At 63.7% G+C, this 21,435-nt stretch carries 19 protein-coding genes; 15 read left to right on the top strand and 4 right to left on the bottom strand.

From position 1 onward, the window contains the following. Positions 1–7: 7 nt before the first annotated feature. On the bottom strand, positions 8–1,258 hold the full coding sequence (locus EN874_RS08335; protein WP_127428609.1) for a cellulase family glycosylhydrolase: 1,251 nt from the start codon (positions 1,256–1,258) through the stop codon (positions 8–10). Positions 1,259–1,310: 52 nt separating this feature from the next. Here EN874_RS08335 and ybgC point away from each other — a divergent pair, with 52 nt between their 5' ends. From ybgC to ftsH, 10 genes are all read left to right on the top strand, one after another. After that, positions 1,311–1,784, top strand: coding sequence for a tol-pal system-associated acyl-CoA thioesterase (gene ybgC, locus EN874_RS08330; protein ID WP_127428608.1), 474 nt, complete (start codon positions 1,311–1,313; stop codon positions 1,782–1,784). A 290-nt stretch (positions 1,785–2,074) separates the two neighbouring features. Next, the gene (gene tolQ, locus EN874_RS08325) at positions 2,075–2,785 is read left to right on the top strand and encodes a protein TolQ (protein WP_126087115.1); all 711 of its coding nucleotides are present in this window, start codon (positions 2,075–2,077) and stop codon (positions 2,783–2,785) included. Positions 2,786–2,794: 9 nt separating this feature from the next. After that, entirely contained in the window at positions 2,795–3,256 is a 462-nt protein-coding gene (gene tolR, locus EN874_RS08320) for a protein TolR (protein ID WP_168247413.1), read from the top strand. Positions 3,257–3,262: 6 nt separating this feature from the next. Continuing rightward, a complete protein-coding gene (locus EN874_RS08315; protein WP_127428607.1) occupies positions 3,263–4,417 on the top strand; it encodes an energy transducer TonB in 1,155 nt (384 codons plus the stop codon). Between the two features lie 79 nt (positions 4,418–4,496). After that, complete coding sequence (tolB, locus tag EN874_RS08310; RefSeq protein ID WP_245468331.1) at positions 4,497–5,771, top strand: Tol-Pal system beta propeller repeat protein TolB; 1,275 nt, start codon at positions 4,497–4,499, stop codon at positions 5,769–5,771. A 47-nt stretch (positions 5,772–5,818) separates the two neighbouring features. Next, the gene (locus tag EN874_RS08305) at positions 5,819–6,112 is read left to right on the top strand and encodes a four helix bundle protein (RefSeq protein WP_127428606.1); all 294 of its coding nucleotides are present in this window, start codon (positions 5,819–5,821) and stop codon (positions 6,110–6,112) included. Positions 6,113–6,180: 68 nt separating this feature from the next. Continuing rightward, entirely contained in the window at positions 6,181–6,687 is a 507-nt protein-coding gene (pal, locus tag EN874_RS08300; RefSeq protein ID WP_095816681.1) for a peptidoglycan-associated lipoprotein Pal, read from the top strand. Between the two features lie 269 nt (positions 6,688–6,956). Beyond that, the gene (ybgF, locus tag EN874_RS08295; RefSeq protein ID WP_127428605.1) at positions 6,957–8,108 is read left to right on the top strand and encodes a tol-pal system protein YbgF; all 1,152 of its coding nucleotides are present in this window, start codon (positions 6,957–6,959) and stop codon (positions 8,106–8,108) included. Between the two features lie 152 nt (positions 8,109–8,260). Continuing rightward, the gene (tilS, locus tag EN874_RS08290; RefSeq protein WP_127428604.1) at positions 8,261–9,652 is read left to right on the top strand and encodes a tRNA lysidine(34) synthetase TilS; all 1,392 of its coding nucleotides are present in this window, start codon (positions 8,261–8,263) and stop codon (positions 9,650–9,652) included. Positions 9,653–9,757: 105 nt separating this feature from the next. Next, positions 9,758–11,692 (top strand): ATP-dependent zinc metalloprotease FtsH, encoded by a 1,935-nt coding sequence (ftsH, locus tag EN874_RS08285; protein ID WP_126087122.1) that lies wholly within the window; start codon positions 9,758–9,760, stop codon positions 11,690–11,692. A gap of 301 nt (positions 11,693–11,993) precedes the next feature. Here the strand turns inward: ftsH and EN874_RS08280 are convergent, their stop codons facing one another. Next, complete coding sequence (locus EN874_RS08280; RefSeq protein ID WP_127428603.1) at positions 11,994–12,452, bottom strand: hypothetical protein; 459 nt, start codon at positions 12,450–12,452, stop codon at positions 11,994–11,996. Between the two features lie 240 nt (positions 12,453–12,692). Next, positions 12,693–13,544, bottom strand: a complete 852-nt coding sequence (locus EN874_RS08275; RefSeq protein WP_126087124.1) for a hypothetical protein — start codon at positions 13,542–13,544, stop codon at positions 12,693–12,695. Positions 13,545–13,913: 369 nt separating this feature from the next. Here EN874_RS08275 and glmM point away from each other — a divergent pair, with 369 nt between their 5' ends. The 5 genes from glmM to serA all read left to right on the top strand — a co-directional run bounded on the left by glmM (position 13,914) and on the right by serA (position 20,401). Further along, on the top strand, positions 13,914–15,266 hold the full coding sequence (gene glmM, locus EN874_RS08270; protein WP_127428602.1) for a phosphoglucosamine mutase: 1,353 nt from the start codon (positions 13,914–13,916) through the stop codon (positions 15,264–15,266). Between the two features lie 213 nt (positions 15,267–15,479). Beyond that, entirely contained in the window at positions 15,480–16,298 is an 819-nt protein-coding gene (locus tag EN874_RS08265; RefSeq protein WP_127428601.1) for an outer membrane protein, read from the top strand. 206 nt (positions 16,299–16,504) lie between these two features. Beyond that, on the top strand, positions 16,505–17,365 hold the full coding sequence (locus EN874_RS08260; RefSeq protein WP_127428600.1) for an outer membrane beta-barrel protein: 861 nt from the start codon (positions 16,505–16,507) through the stop codon (positions 17,363–17,365). Between the two features lie 194 nt (positions 17,366–17,559). Further along, on the top strand, positions 17,560–18,735 hold the full coding sequence (locus EN874_RS08255; RefSeq protein WP_126087128.1) for a phosphoserine transaminase: 1,176 nt from the start codon (positions 17,560–17,562) through the stop codon (positions 18,733–18,735). 64 nt (positions 18,736–18,799) lie between these two features. Further along, positions 18,800–20,401 carry a phosphoglycerate dehydrogenase gene (gene serA / locus EN874_RS08250; protein ID WP_127428599.1) on the top strand — a complete coding sequence of 534 codons (1,602 nt, stop codon included), beginning with the start codon at positions 18,800–18,802 and terminating at the stop codon, positions 20,399–20,401. An 85-nt stretch (positions 20,402–20,486) separates the two neighbouring features. Here the strand turns inward: serA and EN874_RS08245 are convergent, their stop codons facing one another. After that, positions 20,487–21,425: a DMT family transporter gene (locus EN874_RS08245; protein ID WP_127428598.1), complete on the bottom strand. Its 939-nt coding sequence runs from the start codon at positions 21,423–21,425 to the stop codon at positions 20,487–20,489. Positions 21,426–21,435 lie beyond the last annotated feature (10 nt).

Here is a 21,435-nt window from a genome sequence, read left to right as displayed (position 1 = left end):
GCCCGCCTCAGTGAAGCGATTTGATCGCGTCCATCACGTTGGGCTCGGCCTTGTCGCCGTCGAAGGCATCGACGATGCCGAAGGCCCCGCCATAGCCCCACACCGACCAGGAGAAGCCGTGCGCCTCGGCGCGCGCGATCATGTCCCTGACATAGGCGGCACGGTATTCGGCGGGCATCACATAGGCGTTGCCGTATTCCTGGCGGATCATGCCGAACTCGCCGAGCGTGATGTCTTCCGGCTTGATGCCGTTGGCTTTCGCCCAGCTCTCGACGGTCTTGAAGGGCGCATCCATCTGGCCGACGAGCTTGTCGGGTGTGTCCATGCTGGCGACCTGCTCGTCGAGATAGGCAAGCATGCCGCCGCGGCGCGTCCACGGCGCCTCGGCCCTGATCCTGTCGCGGATCGTCTCCAGCGCCACGTCGAGCCGGGCGCGCGGCACGGCGGTCAAAGGATAGGGAAGGCCGGTGACATAGCGGATGAAGTCGCCGGCCCAGGTCGCGCCCTGGTGCGTCAGCAGGAACGGGTCGTAGGAGTGGAAAGTCCAGATGATGTTGTCGTCGGGGATAGCCTTCGGGTCGATCTTCGCCAGCGAGGCCGCGTTCGAATAGCAGCCGCCGGTGAGGATGAGCGTCAGCCTGGTGGCGGAAGACCGCGCCGCCGCGAACAATGTCTTCTGGCGGTCCGGCCAGAGGTTGGTGCCGTTCTCGTCGCAATCGACGATCGGCTCGTTCATCAGCTCGAGGGCGACCTGGCCCGGGTCTTCCTGCGACAGCGTACGCGCCATCTTGCGCACGAGCTCGACATAGGCGTCGAAGGTCTCCGGATCGTCCATCACCTCGCTCATGCCGATCTTGCGGCTGCCGCCGGCCGGAATGAGATGCAGGTCGACGATCACTTTCAGCCCGGCGCGGTTGATCATGCGCGCCGAGTCCCGCACGCTGGCGTAGAGGTCGTCGCGCAGCGGCAGCGTCTCGTCGGACAGGAAGGGCGCGGGATCGACCGGCATGCGCAAGAAATCGAAACCGGCGTCCTTCAACGCCTTGAGGTCATTCCCTTTCAGATATTTGCGCCATTCCGGATAGGGCAGGATGGCGTTCGGGTCGTTCCATTTCTCCTCGCCGGTCCAGGTCGTCCACTGGTCGAGATTGAGGCCGCGCTTCATCGCGAACGTCGCCGCCTCGGCCGGCAACGCCACAGCGACAAGCGTCAGCAGCGCCGCCATCGAGGTCTTGATCATCGCGCCCAACAGTGCCATCCGGTTCCCGCGCGAAAACACCTGCCTGTTTGGACCTGAAAAGGAAAGCGCGATGGACGATCATGGTGAATCGGCGGCGCTGAGCGCCGGGCTTTCCGGAGCGCTGACGGCATTCGGCCATCGCCTGATGGCCCGGGTCTACTATGCCGACACCGACTTCTCAGGCGTCGTCTATCACGCGCGCTATCTCGAATTCCTCGAGCGCGGGCGCTCGGATTACCTGCGGCTCGCCGGCGTCCATCACACCGAGCTGTTGGATGGCAAGCACGGCGAGCGCATCGTCTGGGTGGTGCGGCGCATGGAGATCGACTTCCGCTCGCCGGCGCGCATGGACGACATCGTCACCATCGACACGCGCACCGAAGACATTTCCGGCGCCCGCATCTTCATGGCGCAGCAACTGAAGCGCGGCGGCGAGATGCTGGTCGAGGCGAAGGTCGAGGCGGCGATCGTCGGCGAGAGCGGCCGGCCGAGGCGCTTCCCCAAAGAGTGGATCGCTGCATTCATGCCGAAGGCAAGCGATTGATTTCGGGGCGTTAACGGGACGATCCCAGGCATAAGGCTTGCTGCCCAGGCGCGGCAATGCGCCGCGCTTCATATCCTAACCCATCCTTAACCATAACGGTTCATGAAGGAATTGGTGAAGATTGGCGCAATTCGTGCGCCTTCCTTTCACCAATATTTGCCCCGAAAAGGCCGCGAAACGGTGCATTTCGGGGCAAGTCCCGCAAAGCTCCAAGCTTCGCGCGATGTGACCAAAGGGATGCCCATGGGCCAGCCGCTAGCGATGCCCGGAAAATCTTAAGGACTTAAGTCATGGAAAACATCGCACTCGCCGATCCGGCTGCGCATTTGTCGATCTGGGCCTTGTTCATGCAGGCCGGCTGGGTGGTCAAACTGGTCATGATCGGCCTGCTTTGCGCCTCGATCTGGACCTGGGCGATCATCATCGACAAGCTCGTCGCCTACAGCCGCATGCGGATGGCGCTCAACCGCTTCGAGCAGGTGTTCTGGTCGGGACAGTCGCTCGAGGAGCTCTATCGCACGCTGTCGGACCGCAAGACCACCGGCATGGGCGCGATCTTCGTCGCCGCCATGCGCGAATGGAAGAAGAGCTTCGAGAAGGGCGCCAAATCGGCGCTGGCGCTGCAGACGCGCATCGACAAGGCGATGGACCTGGCGCTGACCCGCGAGATGGAAAGGCTGGAGGGCCGGCTCGGCTTCCTCGCCACCACGGGTTCGGCCGCGCCCTTCATCGGCCTGTTCGGCACCGTCATCGGCATCATGACGTCCTTCCAGGCGATCGCCGCCTCGAAGAACACCAGCCTGTCGGTCGTGGCGCCCGGCATCGCGGAAGCGCTGCTCGCGACGGCCATCGGCCTGCTCGCGGCCATTCCCGCAGTCATCGCCTACAACAAGCTGTCATCGGATGCGAACAAGCTTGCCGTGCGCATGGAAGGGTTTGCGGACGAGTTCTCCGCCATACTCTCGCGCCAAATCGATGAAAAAGTCGCGCAGAAGGCCTGAGGTACGATCATGGGGATGTCTGCTGCTAGCGCAGGTGGCATAGGGCGAGGCGGACGCGGCCACAGGCGGCGCGGCCGCCATCATGGCCTGATGTCGGAAATCAATGTCACGCCGATGGTCGACGTGATGCTGGTGCTGTTGATCATCTTCATGGTCGCGGCGCCGCTGCTGACCGTCGGCGTACCAGTCGACCTGCCGGAAACGAAAGCCAAGGCGATGAATGCCGACACGCAGCCGATCCAAGTCTCGATCGACGCCGCCGGCAAGATTCACCTGCAGGAGACCGAAATCCCGCAGGAAGAGCTGGTCGCCAAGCTGCAGGCGATTTCCAAGACCGGCTATGACGAGCGCATCTTCATCCGCGGCGACAAAGCGACCAATTACGGCACCGCGCTGAAGGTGATGGGCCTCATCCAGGCCGCCGGCTACAAGAATATCGGCCTGATCTCGCTGCAGGAACAGGATCAATAGAAGCGAATGCGGACCGGCCTCACCTCATCGGTGATCTTGCATGCGGTGGCGCTGGCCTTCGGGCTGTTCACGCTGTCCTCGCCGCCGGCGATGCCCGCTTCAGACGTGGAGTCGGTGGCGGTCGACATCGTGCCGATGGAGGCGATCGCGCAGACGCTGCAGGGCGACAAGAAAGCCGTCATGCATGACAAGCCGGCGCCGCTGCCGACCAAGCGCCCGGATATCGTTCCCGATGCCCAGAAGGTCGGCGAGAACAGCGTCGACACCGAGAAGCCGGTGACGGACGAGGCCAAGCCGAAGCCGGTCGAAAAGACTTCGGCGCCGCCGCCGGCGCCGACGCCGACCGAAAAACCGGCCGTCGAAGACGTGCCGAAGCCGCAGGAAAAGCCGAAGCCGGTGCCCGCGACCGAAGTGGCGCCGACGCCTGCGCCCAAGGAAGAGGTCAAGCCCGAGCCGGTCAAGCAGACGGACCCCACGCCGACGCCGGCCAAGGAGCCCACGCCGGCGCCGCCGAAGGACACGACCGCCGCCATCCAGAAGGAGGAGGTGAAGCCGGACGCCGTCGCCGAGGCGATCGCCAAGGAACAGCCGACCGAAGAGGCCAAGCTTCCGGACTCCGCTCCGGCGCCCGAGGCGCGGCCGAAGCCGCAGCCGGCCCAGGCCGAGAGCGCCAAGGCGCCGGAACGCAAGGACGCGGAAAAGCCGGTCAAGGAGGCCTCCTCGAAGCCGAAGTCGGATGAGAAGCAGTTCAACGCCGACGAGATAACGGCCCTGCTCGACAAACAGAAGCCGTCCGGCGGCGGCGCCAAGCGCTCGACCCAGCAGGCCTCGCTCGGCGGCGAGAAGGACCAGGGCCAAAAGCTCTCCAAGTCGGAGCAGGGGGCCCTGGAGGATCAGCTCAAGGGCTGTTGGTCTATTCCAGCCGGTCTCGAGGGTGCCGAGAACTTTGTGGCAGTCATCCAGTTCAATCTGAATGCCTCCGGCAAGCTCGATGGCCGACCGAATGTCGAAAAGTCGAGCGGCAATCCCCAATTCGACGCCAGCGCGGTGCGGGCCATCCAGAAATGCGACATGGCTGGCCTGCAGGTTCCTGCCGGCAAGCAGGACATCTGGAACGATGTCGAAGTCACGTTCGATCCACGAGCGATGTTTGGCCTCTAGGCCGAGTGTCTGAACAATCGAAGAAGAAAAGCGAGAAGACATGAGATCTTTCCTCAATCCGCTCCTGGTGATCGCAGCGATGGCACTGGGCACGACTTTGGGCTCTGCCTTGCCGGCATTGGCTAAGGTTGAGCTGAAGGTCACCCAGGGCAATGTTGAGCCGCTGCCGATCGCCATCCCCGATTTTCAAGGAGGGCTTGGGCCACAGATATCGGAAATCGTAACCGCCGATCTGAAACGGTCGGGACTGTTCGCGCCGATCGACAAGGCTGCCTTTGTCGAAAAGATCACGAATCCGGACGCCGCGCCCCGCTATGAGGATTGGAAAGTCATCAACGCCCAGGCGCTGGTGACCGGCGCCGTGAGCAAGGAAGCCGATGGCCGCATCCGCGCCCAGTACCGGCTGTGGGACATTTTCGGCAACCAGCAGATGGCCGGCGAGCAGTTTTTCGCCAACGACGCCAATCAACGCCGTGTCGCGCACATCATCGCCGACGCGATCTATGAGAAGATCACGGGCGAGAAGGGCTATTTCGACACCCGCGTCGTCTTCGTCGACGAATCCGGCGCCAAGAACGCGCGCAAGAAGCGTCTCGCCATCATGGACCAGGACGGCGCCAACGTGCGCTATCTCTCCGACGGCCGCTCGATCGTGCTGACGCCGCGCTTCTCGCCGAACCGGCAGGAAATCACCTACATGTCCTATGAGAGCGGGCAGCCGAAGGTCTATCTCTTGCAGATCGAGACCGGGCAGCGCGAGCTGGTCGGCAACTTCCCCGGCATGACGTTCGCGCCGCGCTTCTCGCCTGACGGCCAGAAGGTGATCATGAGCCTGCTGCGCGACGACGGCAATTCCAACATCTTCGCCATGGACCTGAGGAGCCGCTCGACGACGCGGTTGACCGATTCGGTCGCCATCGATACCTCGCCGTCCTATTCGCCGGACGGTTCGCAGATCGTCTTCACCTCCGACCGCGGCGGCGGCAGCGGCCGTTCGCAGATCTATGTCATGGGCGCCGACGGCTCCAACCCGCGCCGCATCTCGTTCGGCGACGGCGTCTACTCCACGCCGGTATGGTCGCCGCGCGGCGACCTCATCGCCTTCACCAAGCAGTCAGGTGGCGAGTTCCAGATCGGCGTCATGAAGACCGACGGTTCGGGCGAGCGCATCCTGTCCTCCGGCTTCCAGCAGGAAGGCCCGACCTGGGCGCCGAACGGTCGCGTTCTAATGTTCTTCCGCGACTCCGCCGGCGGACCGAAGCTCGTCTCCGTCGACCTCACCGGCCGCAACGAGCAGCAGATTCCAACCGCGAATTTTGCTTCGGACCCGGCCTGGTCGCCGCTGCTGGAGTGAGCGCGGGAATTGAAGAACTGAGGAATTGAAGAATCGAAGAAATAAGAATGGAGAAAGAAGGCAGCTACATCAAGCGCGCGAAGGACTTGGAAGTCTATAGGCGCGCTTATGCGGTTTCCCTCGAGGTTCACAAGGCTACACTCGTCTTCCCGAAAATCGAGCAATACGCTTTGGCCGACCAAATGCGTCGATCCAGCAAGGCCATTTGCGCCAATCTCGCGGAGGGCTTCGCCGTGGTCGCGTTTTGGCCGCATTTCCGCCTACGGTCCCCGCGCATTGTGAGCCTAGCGAAATCGGCCGAGGACGGCGGCACGAAACGAAAAATTAACCGTGTTTCTTGAATGCCGGTTAACCCAAACGTGGTTACTGGGTGATCAACGAAATCACTCGAATGCGAAGGAGAGGCGGCATGGGCCGTATCGCAGCACTTACCAGAAACCCGGCGATGATCGCGCTGGTGGCGGCGCTCGCCATCACCGGTTGCGCCTCGAAGAAGACGCCGAACAGCGCGGCCGATCTTGGCCTGAACGGCGCCGGTGCCGCCACGCCCGGCTCGGCGCAGGACTTCACCGTCAACATCGGCGACCGCATTTTCTTCGACACCGACTCCTCGTCAATCCGCGCCGACGCGCAGACGACGCTTGGCCGCCAGGCACAGTGGCTCAACCAGTACAGGCAATATGCCATCGTCATCGAGGGCCATGCCGACGAGCGCGGCACGCGCGAATACAATCTGGCGCTGGGCGCCCGCCGCGCCGCCGCCACCCGCGACTTCCTGGTTTCCAAGGGCGTCGCGGCCAACCGCCTGAAGACGATCTCCTACGGCAAGGAACGCCCGGTCGCCGTCTGCGACGACATCTCGTGCTGGTCGCAGAACCGCCGCGCCGTCACCACGCTCTCGGGCGCCGGCTCCTGACGCCTCGTGCCGAAAATCGGTATCGATTTTCGGAAAGGATCATAAGCGCCACAGCGTCCTTTGCGCGTCTGACGACGCGCGGCGCTGTGGGCTGCAAAAATACAACATCGCGCAACGAAAGGCGGCCTCAGGGCCGCCTTTTTCATATGCGACCGCTTGAAACAAAATTTGGCCGAAGTCTCGCGTCCTGCTAAGAGCGCGAGGGCGCTTCCTCCCATTCCGATTTGGAAAGGCGCATCAGGCCAACAGATTTCACGGCGAGAGACAGAATGCATTTCAGAACGGTCCTGAGCGGCACGCTTGCGCTGCTGCTCGTATCAAGCATCGCAGGCGTCGCCGCCCCGGCGGACAGCGGGCAATCCTCGGACAGCGGGTTCACTTTCCATCTGCCGACGCTCGGCATCTTCGGCGACAAGAAGAAGGCCGAGCCGGGGCAGATGGCGCAGCAGGACAATGCCGGCATGACCGGCCTGGAAGATCAGCTGCGCCAGATGAACGGCAAGATCGAGGAGCTCAATTTCCAAATCCTGCAAATGCAGGAGCAGATGCGCAAGCAGCAGGAAGACAACGAGTTCCGCTTCCAGCAGCTCGAAGGCGGCTCGCAGGGCGCCAAGCCCGCCGGACAGAAGAAGTCCGAGGCCGCGCCGCAGGACGGCAACACCAGCGTTGGCGACGCAAATACAGGGAACTCGAGCACCGGCGACGGCGGTGCCGTCACCGGCGTCGCCCAAGCCCCGGCGACGCAAGCCCCGTCCGACACTGGCGCGCAGGACGGCGGCGGCAAGAGCGTCGGCGACGTCATCGTCGAATCGCAGAGCGGCGATCCGGGCAAGCTGATCACCGGCGCGCCGCCGAAGAACTTCGGCACCATCACGGTCGACAAGAACGGCAATGTCGTCAATGCCGAGTCCGACCCGCGGGCGGGCGCGCAAGCGGAAGCTCCCGCGGCCACGGCAAACGCGCCTTCCGCCGAGACCGGGGCCAAGAGCGGCAAGGGCAAGGCCGGCGGCACGGTGATGGCTTCGCTGCCGTCGACCAACAATCCGGACGAGCTCTACCGCAACTCCTACCAGTTCATCCTGTCGGGCGATTATCCCACCGCCGAGCAAGGTTTCCGCGACCATATCTCCCGCTTCCCCAAGGACGCCAAGGCGGCGGATGCGCATTACTGGCTGGGTGAATCCCTGCTCGGCCAGCAGAAATACCGCGACGCGGCGGAGGTCTTCCTGGCGGCCAGCAAGGATTATCCGAAGGCCAAGAAGGCGCCCGACATGCTGCTCAAGCTCGGCGTGTCGCTGGTCGGCCTCAAGCAGAACGACGTGGCCTGCGCCACCTTCAACGAGATCGGCAAGCGCTATCCGGATGTCTCCGGCACGCTGAAAGAACGCATCAAGCAGGAAAGGGCGCTGGCGTCGTGCTAGTGCGTTTCACCGTTTCACGGAAACGGCGAAATGCCCTATCTTCTTGTTTTTACGCAATTCCGGACGGAAAACCGCTCACACTTTTCCTGGAATTGCTCTAGCCTGCATGTCGGTATCCCGAAACCGGGACCGCTTTTGGACGACATGCACTGATGCTCGACACCGAGCCTGATCTTTCGGACCGCCTTTTTTCAGACTACGACTTTTCCAACGGCGCCGTTGCAGCCGTGTCCGGCGGCAGTGACTCGACCGCCCTTCTCTTTCTCCTCAAGCACCACCTCGATCGAACCCTGCCCGCGGCAACGCTGCTTGCGGTGACGATCGATCACGACCTACGCCCAGGTTCGGCGGCCGAAGCGCAAGCGGTGGCCCGGCTTTGCGCCGGGCACGGCATCGCGCATCGCACGCTCGTCTGGTCCGGCCGCAAGCCGTCGACCGGCCTGCCCGCCGCCGCGCGCGAGGCGCGTTACCGGCTGCTCGCCGAGGCAGCGGAAGCGGAAGGCATCCGGCTCATCCTGACCGGCCACACCGCCGACGACCAGGCGGAGACCGTGCTGATGCGGCAAGCCCGTGACGAGGGGGCACGCGAGGACGATACGCACGACGGCCGGGGCCTGGCCGGCATGGCGCCCGCCACGCTCTACAATTGGCGTACATGGATCGCCCGGCCGCTCCTCGGCACCCGCCGCGCGGCATTGCGCGAGATGCTGAAGCGCCGCGGCATCGGCTGGGCCGAGGATCCGACCAATGTCGACCAGCGTTTCGAGCGCCCGCGCCTGCGCATGTCGCTTGCAGGCGGCGACGGCGAGGCGCGCGCTGAGCAGGCGATCACCAAGGCCGGGCAGGCGGCCGCCGAGCGCGAGGAACTCGGCCGGCGGGCGGCCGCGCTGATCGGCGCCCTTGCCAGCAGCCCGGCTTCAGGGCTCATCCGCCTCGATCGCGTTTTCGCCGACGGCGAGGACGGCGAAGCGGCCGTCTATGCGCTGCGCATCCTGCTCGCCGCGGTCGGCGGCGTCTCGTTCCTGGTCGATGAGGCGCGTTGCCGGGCGCTGTTCGAGCGTCTCAGGTCCGGGGCGCTTTGCGCCACATTGTCGCGGACGGTGGTCGACGCGCGCCGGACCGGCATCTTTCTCCACCGCGAGGCCCGCGACCTGCCCGCCGTTCAGGCAGCGGACCAGGCCGTTTGGGACGGCCGGCGCAGGATCACATTGAGCGACAGATCGGACGGGTTGGTGATCGCTCCGGCGGGGTCCGCGGCGGCCAGCCGATATGCCCCGGAAGGCGATGTTCCAGCAAGCGTGCTGCGCAGGGCGCTGGCCGCGGAACCCGCGCTGTGGCGCGGCGGTGAACGCCTTGATTTTGCTGGCGGCGGCGCGACGCCGCCGGCAGCGGCGATCATCCCGGTGGTGTCACCTTTCGCGCGCTTCCTGCCGTCCTTCGATCTCAAGCCCGCGGCGGCAGTCGCCGCGCTGATCGGCGCACCGCCGCTGCCGCCCTTGCCTTGTCGCGGCCATGATCGCGACGGAGCATGGGCGAAAGCTTAACCGAGGCGTGCTGTTATGCTTGGCAAGGGGAGGCGCTCTCCCTATGTTAGGCCCAAGCCTCCATCACCATCGTGGGTCCGCGTGCGGACGCCAACAGGACAATAGATGAATCCGAATTATCGCAACCTCGCGCTCTGGGCGATCATAGCGGTCCTGCTCATCGCCCTGTTCAATCTTTTCCAGACGCCGCAGACGCGCGGCGCTTCCAGCGAGATTGCCTATTCGCAGTTCCTGCAGGATGTCGCGTCCGGGCGGGTCAAGAGCGTGACGATCGCCGGCGCCCGCATCTCGGGCAACTACACAGACAACGCCAACGGCTTCCAGACCTATTCGCCCGGGGATCCGTCGCTGGTCTCGAGGCTGCAGGACAAGAACGTCACCATCAACGCCAGGCCTGAAACCGACGGCTCCAACTCGCTGTTCGGCTACCTGATCTCGTGGCTGCCGATGATCCTGATCCTCGGCGTGTGGATATTCTTCATGCGCCAGATGCAATCCGGCTCCGGTAGAGCGATGGGCTTTGGCAAGTCGAAGGCCAAGCTGCTCACCGAAGCGCATGGCCGCGTCACCTTCCAGGACGTCGCCGGCGTCGACGAGGCCAAGGAAGACCTTGAGGAGATCGTCGAGTTCCTGCGCGATCCGCAGAAGTTCCAGCGCCTCGGCGGCAAGATCCCGCGCGGCGTGCTTCTGGTCGGCCCTCCCGGAACCGGCAAGACGCTGCTCGCCCGCTCGGTCGCCGGCGAAGCCAATGTGCCGTTCTTCACCATTTCCGGCTCGGACTTCGTCGAGATGTTCGTCGGCGTCGGCGCTAGCCGTGTGCGCGACATGTTCGACCAGGCCAAGAAGAACGCGCCCTGCATCATCTTCATCGACGAAATCGACGCGGTCGGACGCCATCGCGGCGCCGGCCTCGGCGGCGGCAACGATGAGCGCGAGCAGACGCTGAACCAGCTGCTGGTCGAGATGGACGGCTTCGAGTCCAACGAAAGCATCATCCTGATCGCCGCCACCAACCGGCCCGACGTGCTCGACCCGGCGCTGCTCAGGCCCGGCCGCTTCGACCGCCAGGTGGTGGTGCCGAACCCCGACATTGTCGGCCGCGAGAAGATCCTCAAGGTGCATGTGCGCAACGTGCCGCTGGCGCCCAATGTCGACCTCAAGGTGATCGCGCGGGGCACGCCCGGCTTCTCCGGCGCCGACCTGATGAACCTCGTCAACGAATCCGCGCTGATGGCGGCGCGGCGCAACAAGCGCCTCGTCACCATGGCCGAGTTCGAGGACGCCAAGGACAAGATCATGATGGGCGCCGAGCGCCGCTCGTCGGCGATGACGCAGGCCGAGAAGGAGCTGACCGCCTATCACGAGGCCGGCCACGCCATCCTGGCGCTCAACGTGCCGACGGCCGACCCGCTGCACAAGGCGACCATTATTCCGCGCGGCCGCGCGCTCGGCATGGTCATGCAACTGCCGGAAGGTGACCGCTATTCGATGAGCTACAAATACATGATCTCCAGGCTGGCGATCATGATGGGCGGCCGCGTCGCCGAGGAGTTCAAGTTCGGCAAGGAGAACATCACCTCCGGCGCCTCCTCCGACATCGAGCAGGCGACGAAGCTGGCGCGGGCCATGGTCACGCGCTGGGGCTTCTCCGACAAGCTCGGCCATGTCGCCTATGGCGACAACCAGGAAGAGGTCTTCCTCGGCCATTCGGTGGCGCGCACGCAGAACATCTCGGAAGAGACGGCGCAGATCATCGACGCCGAGGTGCGCCGGCTGATCGACGACGCCTATTCGACGGCCAAGGCCATCCTGACCAAGAAGAAGAAGGACTGGATCGCGCTCGCCGAAGGGCTGCTCGAATACGAGACGCTGACCGGCGACGAGATCAAGCAGCTGATCGCCGGCCACAAGCCCGCCCGCGACCTCGGCGACGACACGCCGCCCAGCCGCGGCTCGGCCGTGCCGAAGGCCGGCACCGGCGGCCGCCGCAAGAAGGGCCCCGAGCCCGAAGGCGGCATGGAACCGCAGCCGTCAAGCTGAGGTTGGCGCGCGAAAGACTGACCGAGAAACGCCGCGGCTTGGTCCGCGGCGCTTTTGTTTGGAAATTGGAGACAAGGCAAGACTTCCCTCGTCCTGGCGCCTAGAGCGGTTCGCCGTTTCACGGAAACGGCGAACCGCTCTATCCCTTTGTTTTTACGCAATTCCGTACGGAAAACCGCTCACACTTTTCCTGGAATTGCTCTAGATATCGCCCGACAGCAAATCCTCGGACACGCCCGAGGATGATGGCTCAACGTCTGCGGGAAAAACGGTGAACCGCTCTATCCGCCGTATTCGATTTTTATGATTCAGCTTTCAGCCGCGCATTGCAAAGGCTGTAGTAACCGCCGCCCTTCTGGATCCAGCGAAGGCCATTCAATGTACCCGCCTCCTTGTTGTCGTGGTAACCCTGCAGGCAGGTCTTCATCCGGGCCTTCGCGGGCTTTTCGGTCTTGAACTCGGCGGCGAGGGTGGTCGGGAATGTCACGCCCGCCGGCGCTACAGTGGGGGCGACCGCCGCGCTGGTTTCCTTTTTCTGCTGCTCCGCGGTTTTGACCGTATCCGCGCTGACGCTCTCCGGGGCGGACGTCGCGCATTTCTCCTTGCGAAAAGCGGTCCAGTCCATGCCGTTCAGAGTGCCGCCTTCCTTGGCTGCACGATAGGTCTCGCCGCATTCCTTCATCGTCAGTGCGCTTGCAGGTGCGGTGCTCCAAGCGACTACTGCCGTCACAGCCAACGCCGTCAATTTCAAACTGAACATAAGACCCTCCCGATTGATAATAGGTTGATGTCTTTTTGTATACTGTTTGTTCTCGATATGTTCAACTAGAATCTTTGCGACTACCGATAAGCCTGGCGGTGGGCAGTGTGGGAGAGAATCGATGATGCCGACAGTCCCGCGATATGCAGATGCGAGCAAGGCCGCGGGCGTCTTCGCGCGCAACAAAAAGCCCGCGCATCTTGCGATGCGCGGGCCTTTTCTCTTCGAATAATTAGGCGATCAGCTCTTCAGCTTGGCGTTGCAGAGGCTGTAGAAGCCGCCGCCCTTCTGGATCCACTTCAGGCCGTTCAGCGTGTTGGCGTCCTTGTTGGCATAGTACTGCTCGAGGCAGGTATGCATGCGGCCCTTGGCCGGGGTCTCGGTGGCGAACTTGGGCGAGATCGCGGTCGGGAAGGTCACGCCCTTCGGCGCGGCTGCGGTCGGCTTCGCCGGCTCCTTGGTGAAAGTCGCCTCGGTCGGGGCCGGCACGGTGTCATCGTCGGCGGCGTCGGCACCGCATTCGGCCTTGCGGAAGTCGTTCCACTTCATGCCGTTCAGCTTGTTGGCGGTCTTGGCTGCCTGATACTTGGTGCTGCACTCGGCCATGCTCAGGCCCTTGCCGCCTTCAGCCGCCGTCGTGGCGGTCTTGGTCGCCTTGGCAGGCTTGGTGTCGGTCGCCGCCGCGGTGGCGCCGGCCGCGCATTCGGTCTTGCGGAAGTCGTTCCATTTCATGCCGTTCAGCGTGCCCGCGGCCTTCGCGGCCTGGTACTTGGCGCTGCATTCCTTGGCGGTCAGCCCCTTGGCGGAGCTGTCGGCGGTTGCCGCGGCGGTCGACTCCTTGGCCTTCTTGGCCGGCTTGGTTTCAGCCGCCTTGGTGTCGGTCGCGGCCTTGGTGTCGGTCGCTGCGGAGGCGTCGCTGCCGCACTCGGCCTTGCGGAACTGGTTCCAGGTCTGGCCATTGAGCGTTCCGGCGTCCTTGGCCGCGTTGTACTTGGTGCTGCACTCGGCCATGGTCAGCGCGTTGGCCGGCGCCGCCACGAAAAAGGCTGCGACGGCGAGGCCCGTCAATGTTGCAAGTCTATGAATAAGCATGGCGTTTTCTCCCTTGCTGCCGCCAGGTGGTGTCCCTATACCAAATCAATAGCCCTCAACTTCCGACTGCGCCAGATGCTTCCGGCGCGGACGCCGTCACAAAGTGTGTTCCTCGCGACAAGGTGATGAATTGCTTGGCGTCGGCTGCGAAAACAAGGTTTTGCCCGGCGACCTTGGGCAGAAAAGCTCGCTCCGGCTGGTATATTGCCGCTACAGTCAGAGGTCGTGGTAGGCTGTCGAATCACTTGAACCGCCCGCGACAATGATTTTCTAAGGAATGGTAATATATAATCACGAAATGTGATGATCGGATGCGGCCCAATTGTGGCAATACGGACGGCTGAAAAACCGACGGGGACATTGGCAGGCATGGCAGGGCAATATTTCGGCACCGACGGCATTCGCGGACGCGCCAACAAGTTTCCGATGACGGCCGAGGTCGCCATGCGAGTGGGTATGGCAGCCGGCCTTTCATTCCAGCGCGGCAACCATCGGCACCGCGTCGTGCTCGGCAAGGACACGCGGCTTTCCGGCTACATGATCGAGAACGCGATGGTCTCGGGCCTGTGCGCTGCCGGCATGGACGTGTTCCTGCTCGGGCCTATACCGACACCGGCGGTCGCCATGCTGGTGCGTTCGCTGCGCGCCGACATCGGCGTGATGATCTCGGCCTCGCACAATCCCTATTTCGACAACGGCATCAAGCTGTTCGGCCCCGACGGCTACAAGCTCTCCGACGAGATCGAGGAGCGCATCGAAAGCATGCTCGACAAGGATATCGAGCTCGCGCTGGCCGATTCCGACGGGCTGGGCCGCGCCAAGCGCGTCGACGGCGTCCACGACCGCTATATCGAGTTCGCCAAGCGCACGCTGCCGCGCTCGATGTCGCTTTCCGGGCTTCGGATCGTTGTCGATTGCGCGAACGGCGCCTCCTACAAGGTGGCCCCCGAGGCGCTGTGGGAGCTCGGCGCCGAGGTGGTGGCCATCAATGTCGAGCCGAACGGCTTCAACATCAACAAGGAATGCGGCTCGACCCATCCGGCAGGTCTGCAGAAGAAGGTGCACGAGGTGCGCGCCGACATCGGCATCGCGCTCGACGGCGACGCCGACCGCGTGGTCATCGTCGACGAGAACGGCGCCATTGTCGACGGCGACCAGATCATGGCACTGATCGCCGAGTCCTGGCACCAGGGCGGGCGGCTGGCCGGCGGCGGCGTCGTCTCCACCGTGATGTCCAATCTCGGCCTCGAGCGTTTCCTCGGCGATATGGAGCTGCAACTGCACCGCACCAAGGTCGGCGACCGCTACGTCGTCGAGCATATGCGGGCGCACGGCCTCAATGTCGGCGGCGAGCAGTCCGGCCATATCGTGCTCTCCGATTTCTCGACCACCGGCGACGGCCTGGTTTCGGCGCTGCAGGTGCTGGCCTGCATCAAGCGGCAGAACCGGCCGGTCAGCGAGCTGTCGAAGAAGTTCGAGCCGGTGCCGCAGCTCTTGAAGAATGTCCGCATCTCCGGCGGCAAGCCGCTGGAGGAGGCGCCGGTCAAGGCGGCGATCGAGGAGGCGCGCAACCGGCTCGGCAAGTCCGGCCGCCTCGTCATCCGGCCCTCCGGCACCGAGCCGCTGATCCGGGTCATGGCCGAAGGCGACGATCCGCAATTGGTCGAGACCGTCGTCAACGACATCGTCGGCATCATCTCGGAAACCCGCAGCGCCGCCTGACGAAGGCCGAAGCAAAGCTGGTCGCCTGGAAGCCCGCCGCCCGGCGGGCTTTTTCGTGCGCGCACGCCGGCCGGACAACGGCATACTCTCTAAAATTGTATAGGTTCGTGGTTAATCGGTACGGTTAAACGGCTTTTAACCTTTGCAATTCATTATCCACGCCGAGGTTCATCTTCGGGCGATGTCGTCCCGAGGCTTGTTAGGGGTGACAGCATGTTGAATGCAGCAAGAATGGCATTGTTTGCCGCGCTGTTTGCGGGGGTGGCCGGACCGGCGCTCGCCGCCGACCTCGCGGAACCGCCTCCGGTCGAGGAGGCGCCGCCGCCCGTCGTCGAGGCTCAGCCGGTCGATGTCGGCGGCTGGTACATCCGCGGCGACATCGACTATCACTGGTCGAATTTGGGCAGCATCGACTACATCACCTACGGCCCGCCGCCCGGCACCAACGATTTCGATTTCGGCGACCTGAAGAGCGGGTTCTCGCTCGGCGCCGGCGTCGGCTACAAGATCAATGATTATCTCCGTACTGATCTGACTGCCGACTACTGGCTCAAGTCGGATTTCAACGGCCAGACCTCGGATCTCGTCACGACATCGACCGAGGTGTCGAGGATGAGCGCCTTGCTGCTTCTGGCCAATGCCTATGTGGATATCGGCACGTGGCACGGCATCACGCCTTATGTCGGCGCCGGCATCGGCGGCGCAAGGATCAAGTGGGATACGGTGCGCGATCCCAACACCACCGAAACCAACCCCGGGTCGTCCAACTGGCGCTTCGCCTACGCGCTCATGGCAGGCGCTTCCTACTGCCTCACAGACAAGATCATCCTCGATGCGGGCTATCGCTTCACTCACATCCAGGGTGGGCGCATGTTCGAATTCGATACGACCAGCTCCGGACCGGGTTTCGACCACGGCCTCAACACGCATGAAGTGCGCGGCGGTCTGCGCTATCAGTTTGGCGGCAATAATGGCTGCGCCGCGCCGGTGGTTGCCTATCAGCCTGAGCCGGAGCCGATCTACACCAAGTAGTCTCTTCCGCGTCCTGAAATTTGCGAGCCGCCCGGCGCCAGCCGGGCGGCTTCCGTTTGTGAGCCGCCGGTAAAATCTCATCGAAATCAATTCGGTAACTGCCTGTTATCCTTAACCGGCACTTAACCACTATGGTTAACAATGCTCCCTGAAACGGCAGCTGTGCTCGCGTTCGCGACTGGCGCCAACTTCAGGAGCCGGGGACCATGACATCAAAATCGCGTATCGCACTGGCGCTCGCCGCAATCGTGCTGATGCCGGCGACACAGGCGGTGTCGGCCGACTACGACCCGCCGATCTATGTCGACCAGGCGCCGGACTACCAGCCGGTCGAGGTGGGCTCGGGCTGGTACCTGCGCGGCGACGTCGGCTACGCCTTCAGCAATCCGTTCAAGCACGAGGAAGTATCGTCCGGTCCGCTCAACACCTTTTCCGACGAGTCCAGCCTGTTCAGCGGCAGCATCGGCATGGGCTATCACTTCAACGACTATCTCCGGGTCGAGTTGAACGGCGGTATCCTGCCGACCGACAAATTCGCGGCGAGTGAAAAGCTCGGAGCAACCTGCGACGGGCACACGCTTGTCGACGACGGTTTCGGAACGATCAATTCCGTGCCGGCCAGCCAGGCTTGCGATCTCTCCGACAACGCCTCCAACAAGGGCTACAGCATCATGGCCAACGGCTATGTTGACCTGGGCACCTATGTCGGGCTCACGCCCTATGTCGGCGGCGGCATCGGTGTCGCCTACAACAAATACTACAGAAGCATCGGCGCACGCGACTGCGTGGAAGTCCCGACCAACAACGCCGGCACGGGGGGATTCTTCTGCGACGATCCTGCCGGCTATGAAGGACAGACCGACACCGCGGCCAAGTTCAATCTCGCCTATTCGATCGGCGCGGGCCTGTCCTACCAGGTCACCAAGAATGTCTCCGTCGATCTCGGCTACGAGTATTTTTCGGTGCCGGGCGCCAAATACGTCGCCTATGACGGCGGCGCTTTCAACATCCGCAAGGGCATCGATTATCAGACGGTCAAGCTCGGGCTGCGCTACGATCTCTGGTGAGAAACGAAAGTCCGGAAATGTCGACGGCGGATCCAGCGATCCGCCGTTGTCGTTTCACCGTGTAGTGAAAAACCTGACGAATATCCCGCCAGCGACAAAAACTTTGCTCTTGACGCCGAAAGGCTGAAAGAATATCGCCGTCCGTGGGCCACCCCTCCCCAACGAGGGGCCACTATCTGGAAGGATAGACCACGATGACGACGCTTACCAAGCCCGGACTCCGTCCGGCAAATCCCAATTTCTCCTCAGGTCCCTGCGCAAAACGTCCCGGCTGGTCGGCCGAGGCGCTGAAAGACGCCGCGCTCGGACGCTCCCACCGTGCCAAGATCGGCAAGGGCAAGCTCGAGCAGGCGATCGAGCTGACGCGCGAAATCCTCAAGGTTCCCGCCGGCTACCGGATCGGCATCGTGCCCGCGTCCGATACCGGCGCGGTCGAGATGGCGCTGTGGTCGCTGCTCGGCGAGCGCGGCGTCGACATGGTCGCCTGGGAAAGTTTCGGTTCCGGCTGGGTGACCGACGTGGTCAAGCAGCTCAAGCTCGCCGACGTGCGCAGGTTCGAGGCCGGCTACGGCGTCTTGCCTGACCTGACGCAGATCGACTTCGACCGCGACGTGGTCTTCACCTGGAACGGCACGACCTCGGGCGTGCGCGTGCCGAACGGCGACTTCATCCCGGCCGATCGCCGCGGCCTGACCATTTGCGACGCCACCTCGGCAGCCTTCGCGCAACGGCTCGATTTCGAAAAACTCGATGTCGTCACCTTCTCCTGGCAGAAGGTGCTGGGCGGCGAGGGCGCGCATGGCATGCTGATCCTCTCGCCGCGCGCCGTCGAGCGACTGGAGACCTACAAGCCGGCCTGGCCGCTGCCGAAGATCTTCCGCCTGACCTCGGGCGGCAAGCTGATCGAAGGCATCTTCAAGGGCGAGACCATCAACACGCCGTCGATGCTGTGCGTCGAGGACTATCTCGATGCGCTCAACTGGGCGAAGTCGACCGGCGGCCTGGAGACGCTCATTGCCCGCGCCGACGCCAACGCCGCGGTGCTCGACCGGTTCGTGGACAAATCATCGTGGCTCGGCCATCTGGCCGTCGATTCGGCGACGCGCTCGAACACCTCGGTCTGCCTGTCCTTCACCGATCCGGATGTCGCGGCGCTCGATGCCGACGCTCAGGCGGCTTTCGCCAAGGGCATCGTGTCTTCGCTCGACAAGGAAGGCGTCGCCTACGACATCGGCTCCTATCGCGATGCGCCGCCCGGCCTGCGCATCTGGTGCGGCGCGACCGTCGAGACCTCCGACCTCGAAGCGCTGCTGCCCTGGCTCGACTGGGCCTTCGCCACGCAGAAGGCGTCGCTCAAGGCAGCGGCCTGAGTTCCGTGGCGGCCCCGCGGGCCGCCATTTCCCCGACCCATCCAATTCCATCAAGGAGGCCGCCATGGCGCCCCGCGTTCTCGTCTCGGACAAACTTTCAACCACCGCCGTGCAGATCTTCAAGGACCGCGGCATCGAGGTCGACTACTTGCCCGATCTCGGCAAGGACAAGGAAAAGCTTCTCGAAGTGATCGACCAGTATGATGGCCTCGCCATCCGCTCGGCGACCAAGGTCACTGAGAAGCTGATCAATGCCGCAACCAGGCTCAAGGTCGTCGGCCGCGCCGGCATCGGCGTCGACAATGTCGATATCCCGGCGGCAAGCCGCAGGGGTATCATCGTGATGAACACCCCCTTCGGCAATTCGATCACCACGGCCGAGCATGCCGTGGCGATGATCTTCGCGCTGGCGCGCCAGATCCCGGAGGCCAATGCCTCGACGCATGCCGGGAAATGGGAAAAGAACCGCTTCATGGGCATCGAGATCACCGGCAAGACGCTGGGTGTGGTCGGCTGCGGCAATATCGGCTCGATCGTCGCGACGCGCGGCGTCGGCTTGAAGATGCATGTGATCGCCTTCGATCCGTTCCTGTCGGACAGCCGCGCCGAAGAGCTCGGCGTCGTGAAGGTCGAGCTCGACGAGCTCTTCGCGCGCGCCGATTTCATCACCTTGCACACCCCGCTGACCGACAAGACGCGCAACATCATCGACGCGGCCGCGATCGCCAAGATGAAGGACGGCGTGCGCATCATCAATTGCGCGCGCGGCGGGCTGGTCGTCGAGGCCGATCTGGTCGCCGCGCTGAAGAGCGGCAAGGTGGCCGGCGCCGGCATCGACGTCTTCGAGGTGGAGCCGGCGGAGAACAATCCGCTGTTCGGCAGGGAGAATGTCGTGGCAACCCCGCATCTCGGCGCCTCAACCACCGAGGCGCAGGAGAATGTCGCCCTGCAGGTCGCCGAGCAGATGGCCGACTATCTGATCAAAGGCGCCGTTTCCAACGCCATCAACATGCCCTCGATCACGGCGGAAGAAGCGCCGCGGCTAAAGCCCTTCGTCAAGCTGGCCGAGGTGCTCGGCGCCTTTGTCGGCCAGGTCACCGAGGATCCGATCAAGGAGGTCGAGATACTGTTCGACGGATCGACCGCGACGATGAACACGCGCGCGCTGGTGAGCGCCACCCTTGCCGGCCTGATCCGGCCGCAGGTCTCCGACGTCAACATGGTGTCGGCGCCGATCATGGTGAAGGAGCGCGGCATCATCGTCGCCGAGGTCAAGCGCGACAAGTCGGGCGTCTTCGACGGTTATATCAAGCTCACCGTCAAGACCGAGCACATGACGCGCTCGATTGCCGGCACCTGTTTCTCAGACCACAAGCCGCGCTTCATCCAGATCAAGGGCATCAACCTTGACGCCGAGGTCGGCCAGCACATGCTGTACACGACCAATGCCGACGCCCCCGGCATCATCGGCCTGCTCGGCACCGTCTGCGGCGAGAACGGCGTCAACATCGCCAACTTCCAGCTCGGCCGCAACCGGCCGGGCGGCGATGCCATCGCGCTGCTTTATCTCGACGCGCCGTTCCCGGAAAAGGTGCTCGACCAGCTGCGGGAGCACAAGTCGATCGACTCGGCCAAGCCGCTCCACTTCGACGTCGGCAGCGTCTGAGCGGGCGGGTATCGGAAACGTCCGCCTGCGCAGGCGGACGTTTCAACAAGCCAAACCTCGTCCGGCCTCATCCTCAACGAGGCGGCTATCTCTGGCTGCCGCTTGACATGCCTAGAGAAGGTGGGGGCGATGCCTGCAGGATTGCCCTTCTGCCACTGTATTCGGCGAGCGCGATGCCACCGAGCACGAGCACAAGCGCTAGGCCCTGGTAGAGCTGAAACTGCTCGCCGACGATCAGCACCGAAAGCAGCGTGCCGAAGATCGGCACCAGGTTGATGAACAGCCCGGCGCGGTTGGCGCCGATCAATTCATTGCCTCTGATGTAGAAGATCTGCGAGACGACGGACGCGCCGAGCGCGGTGTAGAACGCGACAGTCCATCCCCGAGCGTCCGGAGCGATGACGCGACCCGCCGCCACTTCCCAGACAAAGAACGGCAACGAGGTCAAAAGCGCGGCGAGCGACAAAGCCAGCATGAGGCTTTGCCAGCGGATGGCCGGCTTCAGACGCAGCCCCACCGAATAGAGGCTGTAGCAGAGAACCGCGACCAGCATGATGGCGTCGCCGAAATTGAGATCGAGCCGCAGCAACTGGCTGAGATCGCCGTGGCTCGCGATGATGGCGACACCGACAATGGTCAGCGCGACACCGACGATCTGCAGGCGCTGCACGTGCAGCCGGAACAGCGCGAAATTGGCGAGAATGATGACGATCGGTATGGCTGCCTGCAAGATCGAGACGTTGATGGCCGTGGTGTGGTTCAGCGCCGTGTAGAAGATGACGTTGAAGATCGTGAAGCCGCAGGCGCCGAGGCCGGCAATCAGCCGCCAATGCCGGCGCAGCTCCGGCCAATCCTCGCGAAAAGCCCGCCAGCCGACTGGCAGCATGATCAGCACCGCCAGCACCCAGCGCAGGAAAACCAATGTCATCGGCGACACATGGCCGACGGCAAGCTTGCCGGCCACGGAATTGCCGCCCCATAGCAGCATGGTGGAGAGAAGGAACAGATAGGCGGCTCGATGCATCGCTTGATCC

This window comes from Mesorhizobium sp. M1D.F.Ca.ET.231.01.1.1 (assembly GCF_003999155.2).
GTDB lineage: Bacteria > Pseudomonadota > Alphaproteobacteria > Rhizobiales > Rhizobiaceae > Mesorhizobium.
This window is presented reverse-complemented; position numbering and strand designations above follow the sequence as displayed.